At 37.7% G+C, this 22,394-nt stretch carries 18 protein-coding genes, 1 riboswitch and 1 other annotated feature; of the genes, 14 read left to right on the forward strand and 4 right to left on the reverse strand.

The genetic code is table 11. From position 1 onward, the window contains the following. Positions 1-378: 378 nt before the first annotated feature. Positions 379-655 (forward strand) — a binding site (T-box leader). A 134-nt stretch (positions 656-789) separates the two neighbouring features. Beyond that, positions 790-3,432: a valine--tRNA ligase gene (locus BK574_RS22850; RefSeq protein ID WP_078430203.1), complete on the forward strand. Its 2,643-nt coding sequence runs from the start codon at positions 790-792 to the stop codon at positions 3,430-3,432. A gap of 73 nt (positions 3,433-3,505) precedes the next feature. On the opposite strand, the gene BK574_RS22855 is transcribed toward BK574_RS22850, so the two are convergent. The 4 genes from BK574_RS22855 to BK574_RS22870 are packed head-to-tail and all read right to left on the reverse strand — an operon-like array spanning position 3,506 to position 7,883. Continuing rightward, positions 3,506-4,366, reverse strand: coding sequence for an ATP-grasp domain-containing protein (locus BK574_RS22855; RefSeq protein ID WP_078430204.1), 861 nt, complete (start codon positions 4,364-4,366; stop codon positions 3,506-3,508). A 1-nt stretch (position 4,367) separates the two neighbouring features. Further along, positions 4,368-5,273, reverse strand: a complete 906-nt coding sequence (locus BK574_RS22860) for an ATP-grasp domain-containing protein (RefSeq protein ID WP_078430205.1) — start codon at positions 5,271-5,273, stop codon at positions 4,368-4,370. Continuing rightward, the gene (locus tag BK574_RS22865; protein ID WP_078430206.1) at positions 5,270-5,932 is read right to left on the reverse strand and encodes a hypothetical protein; all 663 of its coding nucleotides are present in this window, start codon (positions 5,930-5,932) and stop codon (positions 5,270-5,272) included. The genes BK574_RS22860 and BK574_RS22865 overlap by 4 nt, the downstream gene beginning before the upstream one ends. Positions 5,933-5,948: 16 nt before the next feature. After that, positions 5,949-7,883, reverse strand: coding sequence for a hypothetical protein (locus BK574_RS22870; RefSeq protein ID WP_078430207.1), 1,935 nt, complete (start codon positions 7,881-7,883; stop codon positions 5,949-5,951). Between the two features lie 106 nt (positions 7,884-7,989). Between BK574_RS22870 and BK574_RS22875 the strand changes: the two genes are divergently transcribed. The 13 genes from BK574_RS22875 to BK574_RS22935 all read left to right on the forward strand — a co-directional run bounded on the left by BK574_RS22875 (position 7,990) and on the right by BK574_RS22935 (position 22,310). Beyond that, positions 7,990-9,297 (forward strand): bifunctional folylpolyglutamate synthase/dihydrofolate synthase, encoded by a 1,308-nt coding sequence (locus tag BK574_RS22875; protein WP_158211729.1) that lies wholly within the window; start codon positions 7,990-7,992, stop codon positions 9,295-9,297. 127 nt (positions 9,298-9,424) lie between these two features. Then, positions 9,425-11,161, forward strand: coding sequence for a sensor domain-containing diguanylate cyclase (locus BK574_RS22880; RefSeq protein WP_078430209.1), 1,737 nt, complete (start codon positions 9,425-9,427; stop codon positions 11,159-11,161). A gap of 307 nt (positions 11,162-11,468) precedes the next feature. After that, positions 11,469-11,552: riboswitch (cyclic di-GMP riboswitch) on the forward strand. Between the two features lie 195 nt (positions 11,553-11,747). Next, the gene (locus tag BK574_RS28945; protein ID WP_078430210.1) at positions 11,748-12,083 is read left to right on the forward strand and encodes a type II secretion system protein; all 336 of its coding nucleotides are present in this window, start codon (positions 11,748-11,750) and stop codon (positions 12,081-12,083) included. A gap of 150 nt (positions 12,084-12,233) precedes the next feature. After that, positions 12,234-12,986: a prepilin peptidase gene (locus tag BK574_RS22890; protein ID WP_238458075.1), complete on the forward strand. Its 753-nt coding sequence runs from the start codon at positions 12,234-12,236 to the stop codon at positions 12,984-12,986. Positions 12,987-12,998: 12 nt separating this feature from the next. Continuing rightward, on the forward strand, positions 12,999-13,457 hold the full coding sequence (locus BK574_RS22895; RefSeq protein ID WP_078430212.1) for a type IV pilus modification PilV family protein: 459 nt from the start codon (positions 12,999-13,001) through the stop codon (positions 13,455-13,457). After that, positions 13,454-13,909, forward strand: a complete 456-nt coding sequence (locus tag BK574_RS22900) for a PilW family protein (RefSeq protein WP_078430213.1) — start codon at positions 13,454-13,456, stop codon at positions 13,907-13,909. The genes BK574_RS22895 and BK574_RS22900 overlap by 4 nt, the downstream gene beginning before the upstream one ends. A 16-nt stretch (positions 13,910-13,925) precedes the next feature. Beyond that, a complete protein-coding gene (locus BK574_RS22905) occupies positions 13,926-15,059 on the forward strand; it encodes a hypothetical protein (RefSeq protein ID WP_078430214.1) in 1,134 nt (377 codons plus the stop codon). A 31-nt stretch (positions 15,060-15,090) separates the two neighbouring features. After that, the gene (gene pilM / locus BK574_RS22910) at positions 15,091-16,233 is read left to right on the forward strand and encodes a type IV pilus biogenesis protein PilM (protein ID WP_078430215.1); all 1,143 of its coding nucleotides are present in this window, start codon (positions 15,091-15,093) and stop codon (positions 16,231-16,233) included. A gap of 39 nt (positions 16,234-16,272) precedes the next feature. Beyond that, complete coding sequence (locus BK574_RS22915; RefSeq protein WP_078430216.1) at positions 16,273-16,830, forward strand: hypothetical protein; 558 nt, start codon at positions 16,273-16,275, stop codon at positions 16,828-16,830. Next, complete coding sequence (locus BK574_RS22920; protein WP_078430217.1) at positions 16,827-18,290, forward strand: hypothetical protein; 1,464 nt, start codon at positions 16,827-16,829, stop codon at positions 18,288-18,290. The genes BK574_RS22915 and BK574_RS22920 overlap by 4 nt, the downstream gene beginning before the upstream one ends. Positions 18,291-18,333: 43 nt before the next feature. Continuing rightward, positions 18,334-20,007, forward strand: coding sequence for a GspE/PulE family protein (locus BK574_RS22925; protein ID WP_078430218.1), 1,674 nt, complete (start codon positions 18,334-18,336; stop codon positions 20,005-20,007). Positions 20,008-20,022: 15 nt separating this feature from the next. After that, the gene (locus BK574_RS22930) at positions 20,023-21,057 is read left to right on the forward strand and encodes a type IV pilus twitching motility protein PilT (RefSeq protein ID WP_218970611.1); all 1,035 of its coding nucleotides are present in this window, start codon (positions 20,023-20,025) and stop codon (positions 21,055-21,057) included. Between the two features lie 26 nt (positions 21,058-21,083). Further along, positions 21,084-22,310 (forward strand): type II secretion system F family protein, encoded by a 1,227-nt coding sequence (locus BK574_RS22935; RefSeq protein WP_075385786.1) that lies wholly within the window; start codon positions 21,084-21,086, stop codon positions 22,308-22,310. Positions 22,311-22,394: the final 84 nt, after the last annotated feature.

Consider the following 22,394-nt stretch of genomic DNA (forward strand, 5'->3'; position numbering starts at 1 on the left):
TCCATTTTAAATAACATTGAAAAGGAACAAGAAATATAATATCGCAAAAGATGCTAATAAAATAACATCAAATGTCGTCGGTAACAGAAGTGTTCGGATAAATTGAAAACATAATAATGGAAGTAGTACTTGTATCAAAATTAACCGAAGTCGCAATAACCAAAAAGGGGGACGAAAACGCTTATATCGCTTACCCATAGCGAAGCTCCTTCCTAGAAACAGTCTATATACTACAATATGCATAGGCGAGGTTGATGTGAAATGCAAAATGGTCATGCATAAAAAAAGAAAAAAATGGCGAAGCTTTTATTGACGAAAAACCTTGAAAAAAGGTAGAATAATATGCAGACTACTATACGTATATGACAACCTCTATACATAAATGCATGGACAGGGAAGAGTAAATTCAAAACCCTTCAGAGAGAAAAATCAATAGCTGAAAGATTTTTCAGGATGTATGAATTGAACGTCACCCTCGAGCAACTCAATTGAACGAGACTGAATTTGAAAGCAATGACTTCGACACAAGTGGATTACTTCAATTCAGCGCCAAGTAGATAGAGTCGGCAGCTGCCGTTATCTGAATGAAGTGTGTAAGCTTTTTTTGCTTGCAAACAAAGGTGGTACCGCGAATACAACTCTCTTCGTCCTTTGGGTGGAGGGGGTTTTTGATGTTTTTACGACGTCACTATCGAACGCTAATTCTAGTTATCGATAGATCAATATTATGGTCGTTTGGACTTAGCGATAAGCCGAGTCTTTTAATACATAAGGGAGGTCAAGGAACCTATGGAAAATCAAGACTTAACAATGCCAACAAAGTATAGCCCACAAGATACCGAAGCAAAATGGTACCCATTTTGGGTTAATGGGAAGTTTTTTGAAGCAACAGGTGATGAAAAGAAGAAGCCATATACGATAGTTATTCCGCCACCAAATGTTACAGGGAAACTACATTTAGGACATGCCTGGGATACAACATTACAAGATATTTTAATACGAACGAAACGAATGCAAGGTTATGATGCATTATGGTTACCTGGGATGGATCACGCTGGGATTGCGACTCAAGCTAAAGTAGAAGGAAAACTTCGCGAAGAAGGACTTAGCCGATATGATCTTGGTCGTGAAAAATTCTTAGAAAAATCGTGGGAATGGAAAGAAGAGTACGCTTCACACATTCGTCAGCAATGGTCGAAACTAGGACTAGCATTAGATTATTCACGTGAAAGATTTACGTTAGATGAAGGCTTGTCCAAAGCCGTTCGTGAAGTGTTTGTTCGTCTTTATGAAAAAGGCTTAATTTACCGCGGCGAATATATCATTAACTGGGACCCACAAACGAAAACAGCCTTATCCGACATCGAGGTTATTTATAAAGATGTTCAAGGTGCGTTTTACCATATGAAATATCCACTTGTCGATGGCAGTGGCTATATTGAAGTAGCGACAACTCGTCCTGAAACGATGTTAGGAGATACAGCGGTTGCGGTTCATCCTGAAGATGATCGGTACAAGCATTTAATTGGTAAAAAAGTGAAACTACCAATCGTCGGCCGTGAAATTGAAATTGTCGGTGATGATTATGTTGATATGGAGTTTGGTTCAGGTGCGGTAAAAATTACTCCTGCTCACGATCCGAATGACTTTGAAATTGGAAATCGCCATAACTTAGAACGCGTACTCGTAATGAGCGAAGATGGAAAAATGAATGAAAATGCTGACAAATATCAAGGGCTAGATCGATTTGAATGTCGTAAGCAGATCGTGAAAGACTTACAAGACATGGGAGTTCTCTTTAAAATAGAAGAACATACGCATTCTGTCGGTCATTCTGAGCGTAGTGGCGCTGTTGTTGAACCGTATCTATCAACGCAATGGTTTGTGAAAATGGAGCCATTAGCAGAAGCGGCGATTGAATTACAAAAGTCAGAAGGAAAAGTAAATTTTGTTCCTGACCGTTTTGAAAAAACATATCTTCATTGGATCGAAAACATTCGTGATTGGTGTATTTCTCGTCAATTGTGGTGGGGACATCGTATTCCAGCCTGGTACCACAAACAAACAGGGGAAATCTATGTTGGTCATGAAGCACCAGCAGATATCGAAAACTGGGAGCAAGACCAAGACGTATTAGATACGTGGTTCTCATCAGCTTTATGGCCATTTTCAACTATGGGCTGGCCTGACAAAGAAAGTGCCGACTTTAAACGTTACTATTCAACCGATGTGCTTGTAACGGGCTATGACATCATTTATTTCTGGGTTGCACGAATGATTTTCCAAGGGCTAGAATTTACTGATGAGCGTCCGTTTAAAGATGTCCTCATTCACGGTTTAGTCCGTGATTCACAAGGACGTAAAATGAGTAAATCACTCGGTAACGGTGTTGATCCAATGGACGTTATCGACAAATACGGTGCAGATGCGCTTCGTTTCTTCTTAGCGACAGGAAGTTCACCAGGAAATGATTTACGCTTCTATTGGGAAAAAGTAGAATCAACATGGAACTTTGCGAATAAAATTTGGAACGCTTCACGTTTCGCCTTAATGAATATGAACGGAATGAAGTATGAAGAAATCGATTTAACAGGTGAAAAATCAATCGCGGATCAATGGATCTTAACACGTCTTCAAGAAACGATTGAGTCCGTTACTCGATTAACCGAAGCGTACGAATTCGGCGAAGTGGGCCGTGTGCTTTATAACTTCATTTGGGATGATTTCTGTGACTGGTATATTGAAATGGCGAAGCTACCGCTTTATGGTGATAATGAAGAAGCCAAGAAAACAACACGTTCTGTTCTGGCGTACGTTTTAGATCAAACGCTTCGTTTATTACACCCGTTAATGCCGTTTATTACCGAGGAAATATGGCAACATTTGCCGCATGATGGCGAATCAATTACGGTTGCGGCTTGGCCTGAAAAACAACAAGACTTCATGTTTTCCAATGCTGTTGCGGACTTCAACTTATTGAAAGACATCATTCGTTCTGTACGTAATACGCGTTCTGAGTTGAATGTACCAATGAGTAAGCAAATCGAACTTCACATTAAAGCGAAAGATGAGCAAGTACTTGATCAATTAAACCGTGGACTTCTGTATATTGAAAAGTTCTGTAACCCAAGTGAACTAAAAATCGGAACGGATATACCGACACCTGAAAAATCGATGTCTAACGTCTTAACAGGGGTAGAGTTATACTTGCCACTAGCTGGATTACTAGACCTTGATGCGGAAATTGCTCGTCTCCAAAAAGAACTCGAAAAGTTTGATAAAGAAGTTGACCGTGTGCAGAAAAAGTTAAATAACCAAGGCTTTATCGCTAAAGCACCTGAAAAAGTCATCGAAGAAGAAAAAGCGAAAGAAAAAGATTATATCGAAAAACGTGAAACAGTGAAAGCGCGTATTGCGGAGTTAAGAGGATAATCGAAAAAGAAAAGACTGCCCCAGAAAAGTGTCTACACTCCTCGTCCTTGTGACGAGGGGCTAGCGCATAGGGTCAGTCCTTTTTTAATTTACGAATAATATGGTGTAAATACAGTTCAACAATATTAATGTCAGACGTTGCACTTAACGTTCGGCTTCCGACAACATCTTCAATCTCATTAAATAATAGATTACCTTCTTCATCGAATAAAAAGTCAATGCCGACAAAATCAAACTCAAACTCATCAATAATCGTATAGATGATCTGTTTTTCAGAATCAGATAATGTGTACAGGTGAGCAGAACCACCGAGTGTAAAATTAGCTTTGAAATCAGTTTCTGAACTTCGCAGCACCGCGGCAATAATTTCATCACCAATGACAAACACACGTAAATCTTTCCCGGTCGTACCTGCTGGTCGTTGGACAACGACGTCACGTCCAACAAAAGCATCCACATTTTGTATGAAATCATTTTCATCAGAAATAAGGACCACTTGCTTACCACCACGACCTTCGGCTTCTTTTAAGATCACAGGAAAAGGAAATGGAATGGAAGAACGTTCACCAGAAAAGCGCTGTAAAAAGATCGTATCAACAGTCGGAACAGATAATTGGGCAATAATTTGATGGGTTTTTGCTTTATGGTTACAAACCTCAGAAACGAAAGAAGAATTAAATACTGGGATGTCTAACAACTCTAGTTGTTTACTAAAAAAAGGATCCATGACACGAACAATAGCAAAATTAGGTAGATCGATTTTTTTTCCCTTATAAGTTATCGTTAAGTTTGAATCAATAATGCCTAGCTGAAAGTTTTCCCGTAAAAATAACTGGATGGATAGATTTAGTTTTTCTCCTTCTTCAATCACCCAATTAATAAAGGCTTCGTTTCTAATCGCTTCTGCTTCTGGATAAATGAGCCAGCCGTTCATATTAGGACGCACCTTTTAGCTTTCCAAGGATATATTCGATCATCCAATCCGCCACATTAATTCCAGTACAGTCATAAATATTGCGAATATGTGCATTAGAATTCACTTCGCATACGTAGCGTTCACCATCTTCACCGAATAATAAATCAACACCCGCAAAATCGGTTCCCATAACTTTTGAACATCTTACCGCCAGTTCCACTTCTTCAGCAGTCGGTTGATAAGGTTCCATTGTTGCACCTGCACTCACATTCGCACGGAAATCGGTGGTGGATTGTCTGAGCATCGACGCAACGACTTGATTACCGACAACGTTCAAGCGAATATCTTTTCCATAACTCGCTTCAATTAATTGTTGAATAACAAAGGGGGTCGTACCTAATTGCTTCACTTTGGTGAAAAAAGTTTCGAAGGTATCAATAAGATATACTTGTTGACCGAACGATCCAAAGGCTTCCTTCATAACAAATGGATACCCAAGTTCATTCGCGATCTCACGATAGTAAGAAGCATCGGCATCTTCAACAGGAAAAAAGCGCATCGGTGAAAGAATTGTTTTCGGGATCGGTAATTGATGGTCTGCTAATACTTGATACATTAGGGTTTTATCATCACAGTTTTCGATCGACTGTGCAGAGTTGAACAAAGGAATTCCAAGTGTTTCGAGCTGCTTTGCGAGGCGAATATCTTTATCTGCAAACACGACAAAGTCAGGGTGTTCGCCTTCATAAGGCCCTTTAATGGAAGAGTTGCCGTCTTCAATCGTAATGACGAGTTCATCGTTTTTGATAAGCGTTGTCTGGATTTGATGACGACTGGCTGCTTCTTGAACCCACTTGGCAAAATCTAAAAATTTGTTTTCCTTTAAGCTTCCGTTATAAATGATCCAACCTTTATATTGACTCATAGTTTTCCTCTTTCATTTAAAAAGTAAATAATTTCTGTAAGACAATCAAGAATACGATAAAAGTCTGTCGCATTTCTTTCTAATTTTAAAAAGCGCCAATTGATTTCGATTTGTATTGCTGCGATCCCACATGTTCTTGCGATCGTAGAAGATACGGTATGAGCAAAACCTGCCGTAAAAATATGATCAATCTTTACATTCTCAAATTGATGCTTTAAAAAAAACGCTTGAATCGTTTCACCTAGTTCGATCTGATGTTGAATATTACGCCCTCTCCCTGTTCCAATATCGAATGAGTGGGGGCGTTGGTCTGACATAATATGTAAGTCTAACACATAGCGAATCTCGTGATGCTCTACTTTTTCACGGAGCATGTCTTTATAAGGATTCGTTTTATCGTAATTCGCATCATCTTGATTGTTTTTCGTTTTATAAGCCGCGTGACAGCCTGTCCGCTCGTGAAGAAAGTGAGTGAGAACACCAGTCAAATACTCGGCCCTCTTTTCCAATCCTTCACGTATTTGTGGAACACTATGTGGAGCCGACACAAGTGTAGCGCCTGTTCCTTCTAAAAATATAAAATGATTATCTATACATAAATCTTCATTGATGAACCGTTGCAAAAGTGCATGAATATCTTCTATTGTAGGTAGTTGCATTGATCATTCCCCATTATCAATCATTTGAAATACTTTCTCTCACTTTTGAAAACGATATGTAAACAGAAATCGGTATTAAGATACATAGTATCATTATCATATAGTCTAGGGAAAGACCCGTAGACATCGTAGCTAATACAGCGGCAATAATTGAGAAGAATTGTAAGTTTAAGTTTTTGCGAAATAAATATGGCAAACAACGTTGGACTTCAATAATTTTACCGACATTTTTTAAGCCTAACTCATTGCGGATCGGTGCAGGGATTCCGATTGACACATTCATCGAACTTTCAGACGGAATAATACTCGTTTCTCGTACGAGATCAACTGAATCCATCGCGAGTACGCGAACTTTTACTTCTGTTGCACGATTTTTTAAAATAATCGTATCAGTTTCTTCAAGTCCTAATAGTTTTAATGAATGGGGCGACACCCTCACAATATTACTAGCTTCATCTGTCGAATATGGACGGATTACTTTAAGTTGTAATGTTGCTTGTCGGATCATTTTCTCGGCGATCTCGTTGTTTATTCTTTTAAATATGGAGCGGTTCTCTGTTTTCTTTGAATAATCATGCAAAGGATACAACTTAGCATCCACGTAGCCGACTTTTTGTAAAGATGCTTTAAAAACTTGCCGTTCAATATACGGAAAAAAAGGCACCGCTTCGCCATTTTCGTAATACTTAAGAACTTCATGAACTTGTTCGTCCGCTTTCGGGTGGGTATAGAATTTTTGATAATAATAATCGGACAAAATATCAGGTGGCAGTTCATAGTCAATAAACTGTCTCTGAAGGAAATTTAATTTTACGGTTTCATCATCGAGAGTAGCATTATATGTAATGTTCGAGCGATGAATATCAAAAGAAGCCCCTGTGACTGTGTTCACCATCTCAAACATCGTACACTGTTGGTCGAGAGCGTCATAGATGTTTTTCGATACAATAATGTTTCCATCTTTAATTGCATTAACATTCATGACCCCTATTTTATTGAAAGAAGCGCACGGATATTTCTGAATTAAGAGTTTTGCAACGTTGTTAGCAGTGACTTCTAGCTTGTTTTTTGTCGATAATCCAATTTGGATATCATCTTCGAGGGTGAACTGATCATTCGCTTGCACGACACAACGTCTACACTTCCCGTTAAGAGGGTTCCAAACCGTGACATAATCATTTTCTGCTAATCCGAGTTTCTGCATTTGCTTCGGATGAAGGTCTACTCGATGATGAGGGAAAATGCCTTTCAAGCGAGTGTCGGTTGAAACATTCACTTTTGTCATTGGTCCATTCATAAACACATTACTTTGCTGACTAACTAATGTCAACGCGATGAAAGCTTTTAGTAAGTTATAAAATGATTTCTCTTCGTAATGAGTGTTATGAAAATTTTCTGGAATATGCACCTTGATTGTGACGACGTTGTTTTCACGAGGTTGATCAAGAGATTGAATGTTTACGATAGGGTTTAAGCCGTTTTGTATCCAAATAGCTTCTATTAACTGTTGAAAGGGAACCAGTTTACTAGAATTATGACCTTCTATTGAAATTACTATACGATGTGACTGTTGTTCAGTAGGGTTGCCAATTTGAATGATCGTATGAGGGTGATCTGAGTCTTTCATTTGGTTTATTAATGTAGACAACGAGTTTTCCGAATGTGTCCGTTTCTTTCGGACTCGATAATAAAAAGGACAGCTGGCGAGCTCTTGTATGACACTTCCGATTATATAACTGTTAGGAACGACCTCACTAATCTCATGACCGACTGTAAAGGGTGCATAGAGCATAGCATTACCAATCCCTTTTTTATATTTAAATGATGAAAGTGCAAAGCGTGAGCCACGATAACTAGATTTTAATAACTGCATCTCATGGGTTGAATGGCTCGTAAGCACATTCATAATAGCTTCATCGTTGATCGTTGGCTCAGTACGTTTTACTAACATAACCTATCTCCCTTTGTAGTTGTTCGGAAATTCTATTTTCGTTATAGTTACAATATCATTATTGTACCAAACAATGGACAATCGAAAAATAGGAGAGAAACTCATAATGAAACCATCATTTGAAGAAATCATCACATTGATTCAAAACCGAAACATTATTCAACTCGGCTTAGAAAATATGACAGGGTTTTTAGAGGAAATTGGAAATCCTCATCGAAAACTTAAAGTTATCCATATTGCGGGAACGAACGGTAAAGGCTCTACACTCAATTTTATAAGAGAAATGTTGCTAGAAGCTGGTTATCAAGTGGGAACTTTTACAACGCCAGCCGTCTTCAGCTATGAAGAGCAAATTTCCATCAATAAAGATCCGATAAGTAAAGAGAATTTTGTTGAGGTGTTTCAACATTTAACTCCTCCTCGCGAAACATTTGAACAGCGTGAACAAGTTGTGCTGACAGAATTTGAATGTTTAACCGCGATGATGTTTTACTTTTTTGCAGAAGTTCGGCCTGTTGATTTTGTACTCGTCGAAACAGGAGTAGGAGGAAGACTAGATGCAACGAACGTTACGATGCCTTTATTGACCGTCATTACGAATATTGGGAGGGACCATATGCAGTTGCTCGGTGAATCGAAAGAAGATATTGCTAATGAAAAAGCAGGGATCATCAAACGAGGTGTCCCACTGATTACCGCAGAAGAAGACGAGGCGATATTGGCGAATTTTAAACAACATACCGCCGATAAAAAGGCAAAGCTATATGCATTACATCATGACTTTGCCATTAGTGATCGTGAAGTAGGCAAGGCTAACCAATCGTTTTCGTTTGTATCCCCATTTCGAAAAGTAGATAGCCTCCAACTTTCCATGCTCGGCGAACATCAAGCGAAAAACGCTGCTCTAGCTTTAATGACCGTAGATTACTTAAAAACGTATCAAGCCCTCATGATCAAGGAAGATGATATTCGAAAGGCCTTGAAGAATGCAACTTGGAAGGGACGTTTTGAAAAAGTAAGCGAGCGTCCTCTCATTTATGTAGACGGTGCTCATAATCGTGAAGGAGTAGCTGCATTAGCGAGTATGTTACAGGACCACTTTCAAGAAAAAAACATTAACGTATTGTTTGCGGCGACAAAGGAAAAAGAAATTGAAGCGATGCTCAGTCCTTTATATGAAATCGTTAATGAAATTAGCTTTACTAGTTTTGAATTTCCACGAGCCGCATTAGCAACCGATTTATTTCAACAATCTAGTTTTACAAATAAACGGTTAGTCGAAGATTGGCAGGATGAGATCGAACACCAACTCTCTACGTTAAAAGAGGGTGACTTATTCCTTATAACAGGTTCTTTATATTTTATCGGACAAGTTAAAACGTTTATTATCGAACACCAAAGAGATCATAAATAGTAAAAAAATACTATTGAACAGATTAACACTATACTTATAGCAGGAATTTATACACTGATGTAGTAATATAATATAGATAAAATGAACTTTTTAGAAAACATCGTAGTAGACAAGGGCGGGTGATATAGTGACAAAGAAAGTAAAAAAATCTTTATGGATTATTTGGTTAGTAATGACGGTCATCTTTATTACAGCGTTTGAACAATATGCTCTCTCTTTGCTTGTTGAAAATAAAATGGAGCTTCTATCTTTATTTATTTTAGCAGGTATTACCGCCCTATTCCCAATCCAATACAAAGGATATTCCTTCGTTCTATTCCAATGGGTATCTCTCGCAAGTTTTCTACTGTATGGTCTTTTTATTGAAATAATTGTCACGCAATTCGCACTAGTTATTTCATTGATTGTTATGAAGATTAATCGAGAAAACTTGTACCGAATTCCTCTAAACTCAATCATGTTTTATATAACGTCACTTTCGTCAGCGGGAATTTATTATTTGATGGTTGGACTTTCACTACCAAGCGCTTTAGAAGTAATCGTACCATTAGCCGCGTATGTCGGCACATTTTTATTTGTAAACCATGTGTTAATTTATTCAATTCGCAATTATTTAGTTAAAGTCAAAACGAAGTTTATTGATAAAGGAACCGTTTGGGAACTCTCAACAGCTGCCCTCGTTTTGCCCATGAGTATCATTTTGGTCATGCTTTACCAAGAAATTGGTTATACAGCATCTGGAATGGTTGCCGTAGCTTTTATCGGCATATCGATTATGTTGAAAGTGTACCGAAGAAGTGAACGAATGAATGAACGACTAAAAAAAGTAAATGAGCTCGGCATTGAGTTAAGTAGTACGTGGGAAGTACAAGAAACCGCTCACTTATTTGTGAAAAAAATGAAAGAGTTATTCAAAAACAACTATATTTATATATATACGGTTGAAGACAGAATGTTAAAGTTGTTAGCTTCATATCAAGAACAACCGAGTGAAATTTTATCAATCGAAAAAACAGTTGATTCGATCACAGAGAAAGCCTACCGAAAGAAAAAAGGAGTTGTCTACCAAAAGCGCAGTCAATGGCCAGGACCGGAGCGACTTCTGTTAAAAGGAGCGCATTCTGTTATGATTGTCCCGATTATTCAACATAGTGAAATAAAAGGAGTTATCACAATTGCTGTCAGTGAAAAAAATGCATATAAAAAACAAGATGTCACGTTAGTTGAGATTCTCGCCAATTTTCTCGGTGTTGCTATGGATAACGCCCGCCATTACGAACAGACGATAAAAGAAAGTGAGCGTTGTTCACTAACCGACCTCTACAACTATCGATCATTTGAACGAACATTAATTGAAGAATATGAACGAAGCATCATTCAGAATGAAAAACTAGCTGTTATTTTATTAGACCTCGATCACTTTAAATCGGTCAATGATACGTATGGTCACCAAGCAGGAAATGAAGTACTCTGTCAATTGGCAAAATTAATGGAGAACATCATAGGTGATGATGGCTCTGTAGCCCGTTACGGTGGCGAAGAGTTTGTGATCATGTTAACCAATACAAATCTAACGAATGCACATAAGATAGCCGAACAATTGCGAAGTCAAATTGCCAATAACAGTTTCAATATTCATAATGATCTTAATCATGGTGAGAAAAAGATCATTCACGTTACAGCGAGTATCGGTTTCGCCATAAGTGACAAAGAAGAAACCAATCCCGTTTCACTCGTCCGTCAAGCCGACCGCGCCATGTATACGGGTGCTAAACAAAAAGGAAGAAATCGTGTAGCGCTGTATAGGGATGATTGTGAAGTCGTAAAAAATGTAGATTTTTTAGCGGATACTTTAACGAGATAAAGACTAGAAAGTAGAGGAGATAGAGACAAAGTACGTGAAATGATTTCTACTTTTTGCTAATTATAAAACTCACATTTAAAACTAATGTATCTTTTGTGACTTTAGTCTTAAGATGTTTTAAAAACGCTCATAATTTTTTTTGAAAAACTCTTTAATTTTAAAGATTTCTTGTTATAATCAAAAATATAAGGGTAAGACATTCAGACTAGTGAATAACTGGAAATTCACTAGTTAGTATTACCTGAATTTAATAATTTGCTATAATAGGTTTGGAGCTACTGTAATTAGGGTAATAACTCTTAGAGGTAGTTTGAAAAGGAGCGATGAGTTACGACTTGTAAGTGGGCGCCTAAGTCGTAAGGAGCTAGTGGTGCAACCGACTTTTACATATGACATCTGCGGAGGTGGTCAAAGGTAAAAGTTATTTTTTTGCTTTAAATTTGTCGCATTTTGACAGATTAAGGTAAAAAAGTTAGCGAAACAAGGGGAATCACGCACAAGGACAAGCCAATCTATTAACGATTTTGAGAGCCAAGAACAGCTCTGAAAATAAATTGAAACTATGAGGAAAAAGGGAGAGATAAGAATGAGAGCACTTATTCAAAAACGTCTTAAAAACCAACGCGGTTTAACACTAATCGAGTTACTAGTAGTAATTGTTATTTTGGGGATTATTGCAGCGATAGCGGTACCAGCACTAATGGGGCAACGTGAATCTGCGGCAGAAAATACAAATGCGCAAACTTTAAAAATAGCAGAAGATGCTTTTCAAAGGTATTCTGTGGTAAATGGAGAAGAACCAACATTAAAGTCTCAACTTGTTGGTGATTACTTAGAAAGTTGGCCAAAGTGTGCTGATGGAACTGATCTTCCTGCTGCAGAAGTAGCAGACACTCCTTTAGCGATTACTGAATGTCAATAGACTGTTATTATAAAAGCTGCCGTAAAAATGCGGCAGCTTTTTAACCAGAATTGATAAAAATGCGTAAACTTTAAATCAAAAGGTAATGAATGTAGTTATTTATTAACTGGGTCCTTTTAGACATAATATATTTTAGGAGGAGAGTTAATTGTGATTTTCATAGATATATATGTCATTCTAATAGGATTATTACTCGGCTCCTTCTTCAACGTTGTAGCCATCCGTCTATTAAATAAAAAATCAATCGCCTTCCCTCCTTCTCATTGTCCACATTGCAAACACAAATTATCGGTATTAGATTTAGTTCCTGTCTTCAGTTATGTATTTCTAAAAGGCAAATGTCGTTATTGTCAAACAAAAATATCACCTTTATACCCATTCGGTGAACTTTTAACAGCTACATCGATTTTTATCGTGTATAAATTTGTCGGTCTACAACTAGAGCTAATTCCAGCACTTCTCCTAACTGTTTTACTTGTCATTTCTGTATTAACTGACATTCGTAAACAACTTATTCTAGATGTAGTAACGTTACCAATGCTTGGTGTACTTATCATTTCTCACCTATTTATAGGTACAGAACCATTTTGGTACTATTTACTTGGTGGGGTTGTTGGTTTTGCATTGTTACTACTCATTGCCATCGTTAGTCGAGGTGGAATGGGTGGTGGTGATGTAAAGCTGTATGCGGCGATTGGTGTCGCGTTAGGACCATGGATGACGGTGATGAGTCTCGTTTTAGCATCATTTGTCGGTACGGTCATTGGTGTACTACTATTGGCACTTGGCATCGTGAAGCGTAAACAACCGATTGCGTTTGGGCCGTTTATCTTTATTGGAACGCTTTTAGCTTATTTATTTGGACAGGATATTTGGAATTGGTATATTAACTTCTTATGGTAAGGGTGTGAGAATATGAATAATCAAAAAGGAATTACATTAATTGAGTTACTCGTAACGATTGTTATATTGGGGATTATTGTAATTCCTATTCTCACGTTAATGACCAATGCCTTTACGAACACGGTTTCTCAAGGAAGAGAAACGCAAACTCTTTATTTTGCTCAGCAAGTGATCGAAGAAGTGAGAGTCAATTCGTACCCAAGTGCTTTAAAGGATGAAATAATTTACGGCACTTGTTCCCCTAATAGTGGCTGTACGGAAATTAACATAGCTCAACTTGAACCGCCTTTGTTAGGAGATACAGAAGTACTTTATGAAATCTCATTTAGTGAGTTATCTGACGTAACTGATGATGAGGAAAGAAATCAGATATTAGCAGCTAGCTTTTTTGAAGTAGAAGTAACCGTAAAATCAAACGCACCAAACAGTCAAGATGTTTCTTTAGTTACGGTGGTGAAAAAGCAACCATGAGAAATCAACGAGGTATTACTTTAGTCGAGTTACTTTTGACGATTACCATTATGTCAATGATTTCTATTCCTGTTTATATGTTAGTAAATAGTACATTGAAAGTCCATCAACAAACGAGTATTGATAATCAACTGCAACATGAAGCGCGGTTTATCTCGCAATATATGAGTGAAAAAATTCGCGATGGAGCACAAATTTATAATACTCCTGGAAAATGGGAGTTAAGAAAAGATGGAGAGGTATTTATCCGCTATGATGAGGTTACAAAAGAAGTTTTTCTTAAAGATAGTGGCCATCTATTATCGAATCAAGTAGAAAGTTTTGATGTAACACCTGAGCCAGCCGAAGACCCTGTCAAATACAATATATCCTTATCGTTACAAAATCGAGACCAGTCATATCGATTGCAGTTAACCGTTTATAATAATGCGTACTCACGTTATAAAAAATGAGGGATGGTGAGTCATTATGAATACCTGCTTAAGAAATGAAAAGGGAGCGGCTCTACTTTTAACATTATTTATTATTGTATTTGTTGGAATTGTAGGAGCTAGTTTAATAAATACAACTTTGTACGGTCAAAAAAATACAGTAACTTCTGTTGCAGAACAAGATGAGTTTTATAAACTTGAAACGGGTTTAGATTTTATGTTGCATGAAATGGCAACATTTTCGATTGAAGACGGGATCCTAATGTATGATGATGGGGTTAATGCACCGTATCCAGTTGAAGACGAAAACGGTAACCCACAAAAAATCGTTAAGCGTGGACCGTACTATTATATAGAAACAGGCCAACCATTGAATGTTACATATGAAATTGATAATCAGGAGGTAGAAGTATCAGTTTCATATGAGCATGAAGTGATAGGAGAAGAGACGGAGTATACTTATAAAGTCATAGCTCAATTCCCAAATAGTAAGTTTGAGAGATCACTAGATATGATTGTGAGAGTTCCTGTTAAAAGTGAGTTGATCGAGATCCCTCCCCCACCTCCTGGGCATGTGGGACCCCAAAAACCTCCAAAATTTCCTGGAAATAATGGAGATTTAATAATTTATACAGATAAACATAATATACACAGAGATGATTGGAAAAGTATCTCGGTAAAAAGAAACTCAACGTTTCAAAGCTTTATTGATTATTATGAGTTAGATACTTCAAAAGCAACAACAGTTTGGAATGGTGTTCCTAAACCAAGTAATAATAGTGTTAGATATTATAGTTTAATAAAAGCTAGTGGGAATGAAGTTGGGATAGCAATCCAACCTGGGCATTTAACCTATGCAAAAAACGTAGAAATTAGTGGATGTGGAAGTTCAGGAAGTGTCACAATTCATGGTGTACTAATAGCAGAAAATATCGATATAGGTGGTAATTGTAAATATATCTTATCTGGTGGGATTATCGCAAAAGATTTTACGCAAAGATCAAATGCAACTACATTAGAAGTTGATCCTAATGGAGGTTTTGATGAAGATGGTGGTGCTGACGGTTATGAACCTCCTCCAAGAGAAATCCCGACCATTAAAGATTCGGACTACAACTGGGGGCTCAACACGCATTTTGAAATTACGAACATGGAAACGAACAGAAAGTAACATAAGATAATTTGAACTTCGAGGTGACTTCATGTTATTCAACAACAAATACTCAGGCATTGATTTTCGCGAAAAACGAGTGACGTTTGCGACGGTGAGAATGGACAAGCAGCTTCCTGTACTTCAGGAAGTGTATGAAACGGAATTAACGGACTCCATCGTTGTAGCTGGGAAAGTTCAAGAAAAGGGCTTGCTTGCGACGTCACTTCGTAGTTATTTACAACAAAATAAAAACGTATCAAAGCATGCTCATTTAGCGATACCGACGCAGCATTCGTTAATTCGCAAAATCAACTCCTTACCTGATGTAGGAGAGCCTGAGCTTGCGAAGTTGCTTCACTTTCAAATTGGGGAATCGATTCATCTTCCGTTTGAAGAGCCACTTTATGATTTTGTAAAAATTGGATCGATTTTACCTGAAACAAAACAGGAGACAAGTAACGACTCAGGAGAAGAGGATGAATTCACGTTAGAAGAATTAACTAAAAGCGTTGAAAAGGAACTGCAAGGTCCGCGAAGTGAAATTTTATTTTTTGCGACCTCTCGTCAGTTATCAGAAGGTTTGCTTGAAGTTTGTGAGGATGCAGGATATAAACCGTTAACGGCGGAATTACGAGCTTTAGCGTTACAACGGTTGTTGATGTATACACATCCGAATTGGTTAAAAGGAACTGAGATGATCTTGGATGTTTCTAATGATTCAGTTGATATTCACATATTTAAAGAAGAGCTGATCGTCTTTTCTCGTACGATGGAAATGAATCGCAATGACTATTTTAATAGTTTAAATTCAGCTTCTGAAGACGTCCTATCCTTTAATTCGGATACGTTTACCGTTCATGAGGAAATTGCCGCTACGACTGAAAGACCCAAGAACTTCCAAGAGGATGCCTATCTTGATGATTTACTCAATGAAATTCAAAAGGCGCAAAACTTTTATCGATATTCGTTAGGAGAACGAGATAGTGAATTTGATCGTATCATCGTGACGGGTGAAAATACTAAACTCATTTTTTCTCGTTTAGTTGAGCGGCTCCCGAATGAAGTTGTTCAAATAGATTACAGCTCGATAGTTGATTTTGGATTTATGCAACATGATTTACTTGATAGTTGCAGTGTTGCGATTGGTCTTGCCATGCGTGGGAATGAAAAAGGAGAAAAGAAAAAGAAGTAGCAACGAATTTTAACGTTTCATAAGATTGGAGCGATAACAGTGAATATTAACATAGATTTATTACCACAACGAGTCAAGACAAAAGAAGGGGGATTCCCCGTCATTCCTGTAGCTGGTGTTTTAACGGTTGTCGCCACCGCCAGCCTTCTTACGTACACGTATTTTGATACGAAAAGCTCGGTGCAATCGTTAGAAGAACAAATACTCGCACAAACGGAAGTTCAAAACACGTTACAACAAGATTTTCTAACGAAAACGACGGGTCTAACAGAATATAACTATGTTGAGCAGTATACCCATATGAACAGGTTATTAGGAAGTATTTATAAAGATACGATCGATACGAAAGAACGTGTGTATATGCTGTTACCTGAAAAAGCTGAAGTCAATAATTATTCTTTCGTCAATAGTGGTGAACTTTCGATGCAAATCACGTTTCAGTCAAAAGGCGATGCTGCAATTTATTTAAATCGATTATTAAATGCTGATCTTGTGTCAAGTGCGGAAGTACAAACGATTTCAACAAATGATCAAGATTTGGTGTATCAATCTCAATTTACTTTAATGCTTCATACGTTAGTAGGTGAAGAGTCATGAGTGAATGGGTGAATGAAAATAAAAAACAAATTTTATATAGTGTTCTTATTTTCTTTTTAGCATTAGCAGCATTTTATTTATACTTTGTTCGACCATTACAAGCTGAGGAAATTAGCCAAGAAGAAGAGTTACAGCGAATTCAAACAGACATCACTTATTATGAAACACAAATAAATAAGTTATCACCGCAAACATTAACTCGATTGGAGATAAAGAACTTACTCGATCGTGTTCCGATGCGGCCGAATGTAGAGCAAGTCATCGCAGATTTAGAACGAACCGAGCTTGAAACGGGTGTTGTCATTAATAACGTTTCGTTCAGTATTTACCCAAACGAAAGCCAAGAACAAACATGGAAACATATATTATCAGATGATTTATATACTTTACTCGAAACTCAAGTCGCTGATGTTGACGCTCTTTTCGTGTCTTATATAGAAATGAACGTAAATATAAATGGCGAAGAAGAAGATGTGCACACCTTTATAGAAGAAATTGAAAAACTCAAACGTATTATGCATGTCAAAAGTTATAATTATTCGATTGATAATGAGAATGATCGACTACAAGGATTGGTAACGCTACGCGCGTTTTATAGTGAGAACTTTGCTGAGTTTATTGAAGTTGTTGAAGATTTCAAGCTTGATTATGATTTTGACCCGAGCAAGCTCAATCGATATATTGAGGTAGCTTCGGAAATTGGTGACAGAACAGAAACGAGTAGTGATCAACCTACTGACCCTACTTCATCAACAGGTAACGGCCAAACATCGACTTCTGCAGAGCTAAAACCTATTAATCAGTCTCAAAGGTATATTCAACCGCATCCTACAGATGTGAATTCGGATGCTCAGGCGTTCTATGTCGTCCAAACCGGTGGTTATAATACGGAAACGTCATTATATGAACAAATTACGAAGCTAAGAAATGCGGGGATTTACCCAAGAGAAATTGAACGAGATAAAAATCAAACCGAATCTAGTGAAACAAAATTTGTGATTTATACTGGAATATCACATGATCGAGCTTCTGCTGAACGATTAGCGAGTTATGTTTCATCCTTAAATCCAGATTTTACTTCGTGGATCGATCAAATTTCTTATCAAAACCAGGGGTTGTCTTCTTTAGGACAAGCTGCCCATGATGTTGTAGTAGAAGCGACAGATGTGGTGACGAAAGGCATGGCGCAAGAAAATTACCAATTGTCATCCGAACAACTCGAACTTCTTTCGGCAAAAATTCGTGTCTATGAATTAAAAGCCAAAGAGGAAATTAATAAAAGTTCCGATACTACATCAAAATATCAACTAGAAGATACATTGGTGCAAATAAAACAAGTAGAAAATACGTTAAAGCAATATCAAAGTCAAAACCAACGTTCATTGCTATTGCAATCACAAGGAGCGTTGCTTGACTTTATGCTAACGTTGAATGGATATGTAAGTCTTACAGAAAAGTAACATTAGCCTTAATAGCTAGTTTGATAGAAAAGGAGCTATGGATATGGCCATACAAAAACGTAGACGGTTAGGCGATTTGCTCGTTGAAGCAGGTGTTATTACAGAAGACCAATTGATGGAAGCTCTTCATGAACAAAAGGCGACGAAAAATCGTTTAGGTGACCAGCTCGTTCAAATGAATTTCGTCGATGAACAGCAAATTATTGAGGTTCTCGAGTTTCAACTTGGTATTCCTCATATTAATTTATATAAACAAAAAATCGATCCCAAAATCATTGGAATTATTAATGAAGAATTAGCACGTCGCTACCAACTGCTTCCTGTAAAACGAACAGGAGACCGTCTTATGATTGCGATGGCAGATCCACTCGATTATTTTGCAATTGATGACATTCGCTTAAGTACAGGATTTGAAATTGAGCCAGCGATTGCAAAAAAAGATGAGCTTCGGTTAGCAATCAATCGTTATTACGGCATGCAAAAGTCAATTGATCAAATGTTAAAAGATATTAATTCAAATGATGATGAAGAGCTTTTACTTGAAGTTCAACAGTCGGACGATTCTCCTGTTGCGAAAATGATTAATCAGCTCATTAGTCAAGCGGTTCAAGTCGGTGCGAGTGACATTCACTTTGATCCATTAGAAACAGATACAGTCATTCGGTTTCGTGTAGACGGTGTGCTTCGTCCTGAACGTACGCTCCCGAAAAATATGCACAATGTTCTTGTTTCAAGGGTGAAAATTTTATCGGATTTAAATATCGCCGAAAAACGACTGCCTCAAGATGGACGTTTTAAGATGGATATTGACCTTCGTAAAATAGACCTGCGTGTTTCTTGTTTACCAACTATTTTTGGCGAAAAAATCGTTATGCGACTTTTAGATACAGGAAATGTTTTATTAGGAATTGATCGTTTAGGTTTCTCTGAAGTAAATCAAACCAATTTCAAAAAAATGTTAAAGCAAGCATACGGAATTCTTTTAGTTACGGGACCTACAGGAAGCGGAAAATCAACTACGTTGTATTCAGCTTTATCTAATATCAATTCAGAAGATGTGAATATCATTACTGTTGAAGATCCTGTTGAGTATCAGTTAAGAGGAATTAACCAAGTTCAAGTAAATTCAAGTATTGGCATGACGTTTGCTGCAGGTCTGCGTTCGATTTTACGACAAGATCCAGATATTATCATGGTCGGGGAAGTCCGTGACTCAGAAACCGCTGAAATTGCATTGCGATCGGCGATGACAGGACATTTAGTCTTAACGACTCTTCATACGAATGATGCGGTAAGTGCTATTAGCCGTTTGATTGATATGGGAGTTGAACCATTTCTTGTTTCTTCAGCATTGACGGGTGTTGTTGCACAACGGCTTGTTCGGCGTGTTTGTCCTTCGTGTGCAGCGTCTTATGAATTAACGGACAAAGAGCGACAATTGTTTGCTTCAAGAGGGATAGAAACAACGAAAATTGTAAAAGGGCAAGGCTGTGCAACATGTAATAGTACGGGATATAAAGGTCGAATGGCGATTCACGAAACGGTACTAATTGATGATTTTTTACGTGAAATGATTACGAAAAAAGCATCGGATTCAGAGTATCGTCACTACGTCGAGCAAAAGGGCTTTGTCGCTATGTTTGAAGATGGATTAATGAAAGTAGCTAAAGGTTATACGACGTTAGATGAAGTCTTTAGAGTAACTGTTGGAGAGTAGGTGATGTAAATGGATATGAATAAACTTTTATATTTTGCTTTTCAGAACGGAGCTTCCGATTTACACATCACAGTTGATACGACACCGATCGTTCGAATAAACGGTAAGTTGAAAAAAGTTGGCTCACAGATATTAACACAAGAAATAACTCTCAGTTTAGCGAAGCAAATTACGACGGAAAGCCAATTTGAAAAGTTTCAACAAACGAGCGAATTCGATTTTTCTTATACGCTTGAAGATGCATGTCGTTTTCGTGTGAATTTATTTAAACAAATGGGAGCAATCGGTATTGTTTGTCGTGTCATTAATAGTAAAGTACCGACGCTTGAAGATTTAAAACTACCAGACATCGTTAAATATTTTGCAAGACAAACCCAAGGACTCCTACTTGTTACAGGTCCTACTGGAAGTGGTAAGTCAACAACACTGGCGGCGATCATTAATTATATTAATGATAATATGAGTAAACATATTTTAACATTAGAAGATCCAATTGAGTATTTACATCATCATAAAAAAAGTATTATTAACCAGCGTGAAATTGGACAAGATAGTCAATCGTTTTCCATCGGTTTACGTGCTGCTCTTCGTCAAGACCCAGACGTTATTCTAGTCGGTGAGATGCGTGATTTAGACACGATTCATACGGCAATCACGGCAGCGGAGACAGGTCATTTAGTACTCGGTACGCTTCATACGACAACGGCGTCTCAAACCGTTCATCGGATTATTGACGTATTTCCTGGAGAACAGCACCAACAAATTCGGATGCAATTAGCGAGTACGTTATCAGGCGTGATTTCTCAACGACTTATGCCGACAGCTGATGAAAGAGGACGTACAGCGGCATTAGAAATTTTAGTGAGTAATCCTGCGGTCGCTAACTTAATTCGTTCAGATAAGATCCATCAAATCTTAACAATCTTAGAAACGAGTCGAAGTAGTGGCATGCAAACGATCAACATGGCGGTGTTAGATCTCGTCAATAAAGGTATTGTTACGCGGGCAGTTGCTGATGAATTTGTACCAGGCTGGGATAAACACGAGTAAAAATTTGGTATGAAAGGGAGAACAAGATGCTCTATCTCTATAAAGCAATCGACTCCAAAACGGGAAAAGAAGTCAAAGGAAAACTATATGCCGCTAGCCAAGATGCCGCCGTGAAAGAATTAAAAGGCCAAGGTCTTTACATTGCGGAATTGTCGAAGCGGAAAGATACTATTTGGAATAAAGACTTAAAAGATTTAAACATCGTGATTGGAAAGCCAGTTAAAAATCGTGATTTCGTTGTGTTTTGTCGCCAGTTAGCAACATTACTCAAAGCAGGAACACCGATTACAGAAGCGATCCGCATTTTATCTGAGCAAGTTTCTTCGAAAATTTTCCAAAAAGCACTTGATGACGTTTATAACGATATTCGTTCAGGAACTGCGTTTTCTGATGCCTGTTCTGATTTTCCTAAAATCTTTGATAAAGTGTTCGTCAATATGGTACGAGCAGGTGAAACAAGTGGAGACCTAGAAAACGTTATGGACCGTTTAGCAACGTTCTATGAAAAAGAACATCGGGTAAAAGAAAAAGTGAAATCAGCAATGATGTATCCGATTGCCGTTTCTATTATAGCGGTCGTAGTTGTCATCATTTTATTAACGAACGTATTACCGAGTCTATTAAATAACTTGACGAGTATGGGTGGAGAAATTCCTGTGCCAACGTTAATCGTCATGGGTATTTCTGATTTTCTCATTCACAGATGGTATTTAGCTTTAATGTTTGTCACTTTGTTCATTGTTGTATTTATAGCGATCTATCGAAATCCTAAAGGCCATTTTATGCTAGACTATGTGAAATTACGAATTCCTGTCTTTGGAGTACTTATGCAAAAAACGATCATTGCTCGCGTCACACGAACGATGGCTTCCCTTTTTGCCAGCTCTGTTCCCGTATTACAAACGTTAACGATGAGCTCTGAAATTGCCAATAATGATGTTGTTGCTAAAGTACTAGAGGAGTCAAAAGAATCTTTACGAGCAGGGGAAAGTCTATCAGAACCTTTAGCGAAAAGTTGGGTGTTCCCCAAAATCGTCAGTCATATGATTAAAGTCGGGGAAGAAACAGGTCAATTAGATACGATGCTAGAAAAAGTTGCAGATTTTTACGAGGAGGACGTTGAACAAATGGCTTCGCGAATGAGTGCGATCATCGAGCCATTAATGATCGTTATTCTCGGGGTTGTCGTTGGAACGATCGTTCTTGCAGCGATGTTACCGATGTTCTCAATTTATAATAATTTTAGTGGCTAACGATAAGAACAAGACATACTTCTACGTCTTGTTCTTTTTATATCCCGCAACAACTGGCAATAATACCCCCACTTCAAGACTTCT

Source organism: Alkalihalobacterium alkalinitrilicum, assembly GCF_002019605.1.
Lineage (GTDB): Bacteria > Bacillota > Bacilli > Bacillales > Bacillaceae_F > Alkalihalobacterium > Alkalihalobacterium alkalinitrilicum.

Coding starts and splice junctions, on each gene's coding strand:
- BK574_RS22930 (WP_218970611.1), top strand. CDS start 20,023: ATGAATAAACTTTTATATTTTGCTTTTCAGAACGGAGCTTCCGATTTA.
- BK574_RS28945 (WP_078430210.1), top strand. CDS start 11,748: ATGAGAGCACTTATTCAAAAACGTCTTAAAAACCAACGCGGTTTAACA.
- BK574_RS22905 (WP_078430214.1), top strand. CDS start 13,926: ATGAATACCTGCTTAAGAAATGAAAAGGGAGCGGCTCTACTTTTAACA.
- BK574_RS22865 (WP_078430206.1), bottom strand. CDS start 5,932: ATGCAACTACCTACAATAGAAGATATTCATGCACTTTTGCAACGGTTC.
- BK574_RS22920 (WP_078430217.1), top strand. CDS start 16,827: ATGAGTGAATGGGTGAATGAAAATAAAAAACAAATTTTATATAGTGTT.
- BK574_RS22925 (WP_078430218.1), top strand. CDS start 18,334: ATGGCCATACAAAAACGTAGACGGTTAGGCGATTTGCTCGTTGAAGCA.
- BK574_RS22895 (WP_078430212.1), top strand. CDS start 12,999: ATGAATAATCAAAAAGGAATTACATTAATTGAGTTACTCGTAACGATT.
- pilM (WP_078430215.1), top strand. CDS start 15,091: ATGTTATTCAACAACAAATACTCAGGCATTGATTTTCGCGAAAAACGA.
- BK574_RS22900 (WP_078430213.1), top strand. CDS start 13,454: ATGAGAAATCAACGAGGTATTACTTTAGTCGAGTTACTTTTGACGATT.
- BK574_RS22855 (WP_078430204.1), bottom strand. CDS start 4,366: ATGAACGGCTGGCTCATTTATCCAGAAGCAGAAGCGATTAGAAACGAA.
- BK574_RS22850 (WP_078430203.1), top strand. CDS start 790: ATGGAAAATCAAGACTTAACAATGCCAACAAAGTATAGCCCACAAGAT.
- BK574_RS22875 (WP_158211729.1), top strand. CDS start 7,990: ATGAAACCATCATTTGAAGAAATCATCACATTGATTCAAAACCGAAAC.
- BK574_RS22860 (WP_078430205.1), bottom strand. CDS start 5,273: ATGAGTCAATATAAAGGTTGGATCATTTATAACGGAAGCTTAAAGGAA.
- BK574_RS22935 (WP_075385786.1), top strand. CDS start 21,084: ATGCTCTATCTCTATAAAGCAATCGACTCCAAAACGGGAAAAGAAGTC.
- BK574_RS22870 (WP_078430207.1), bottom strand. CDS start 7,883: ATGTTAGTAAAACGTACTGAGCCAACGATCAACGATGAAGCTATTATG.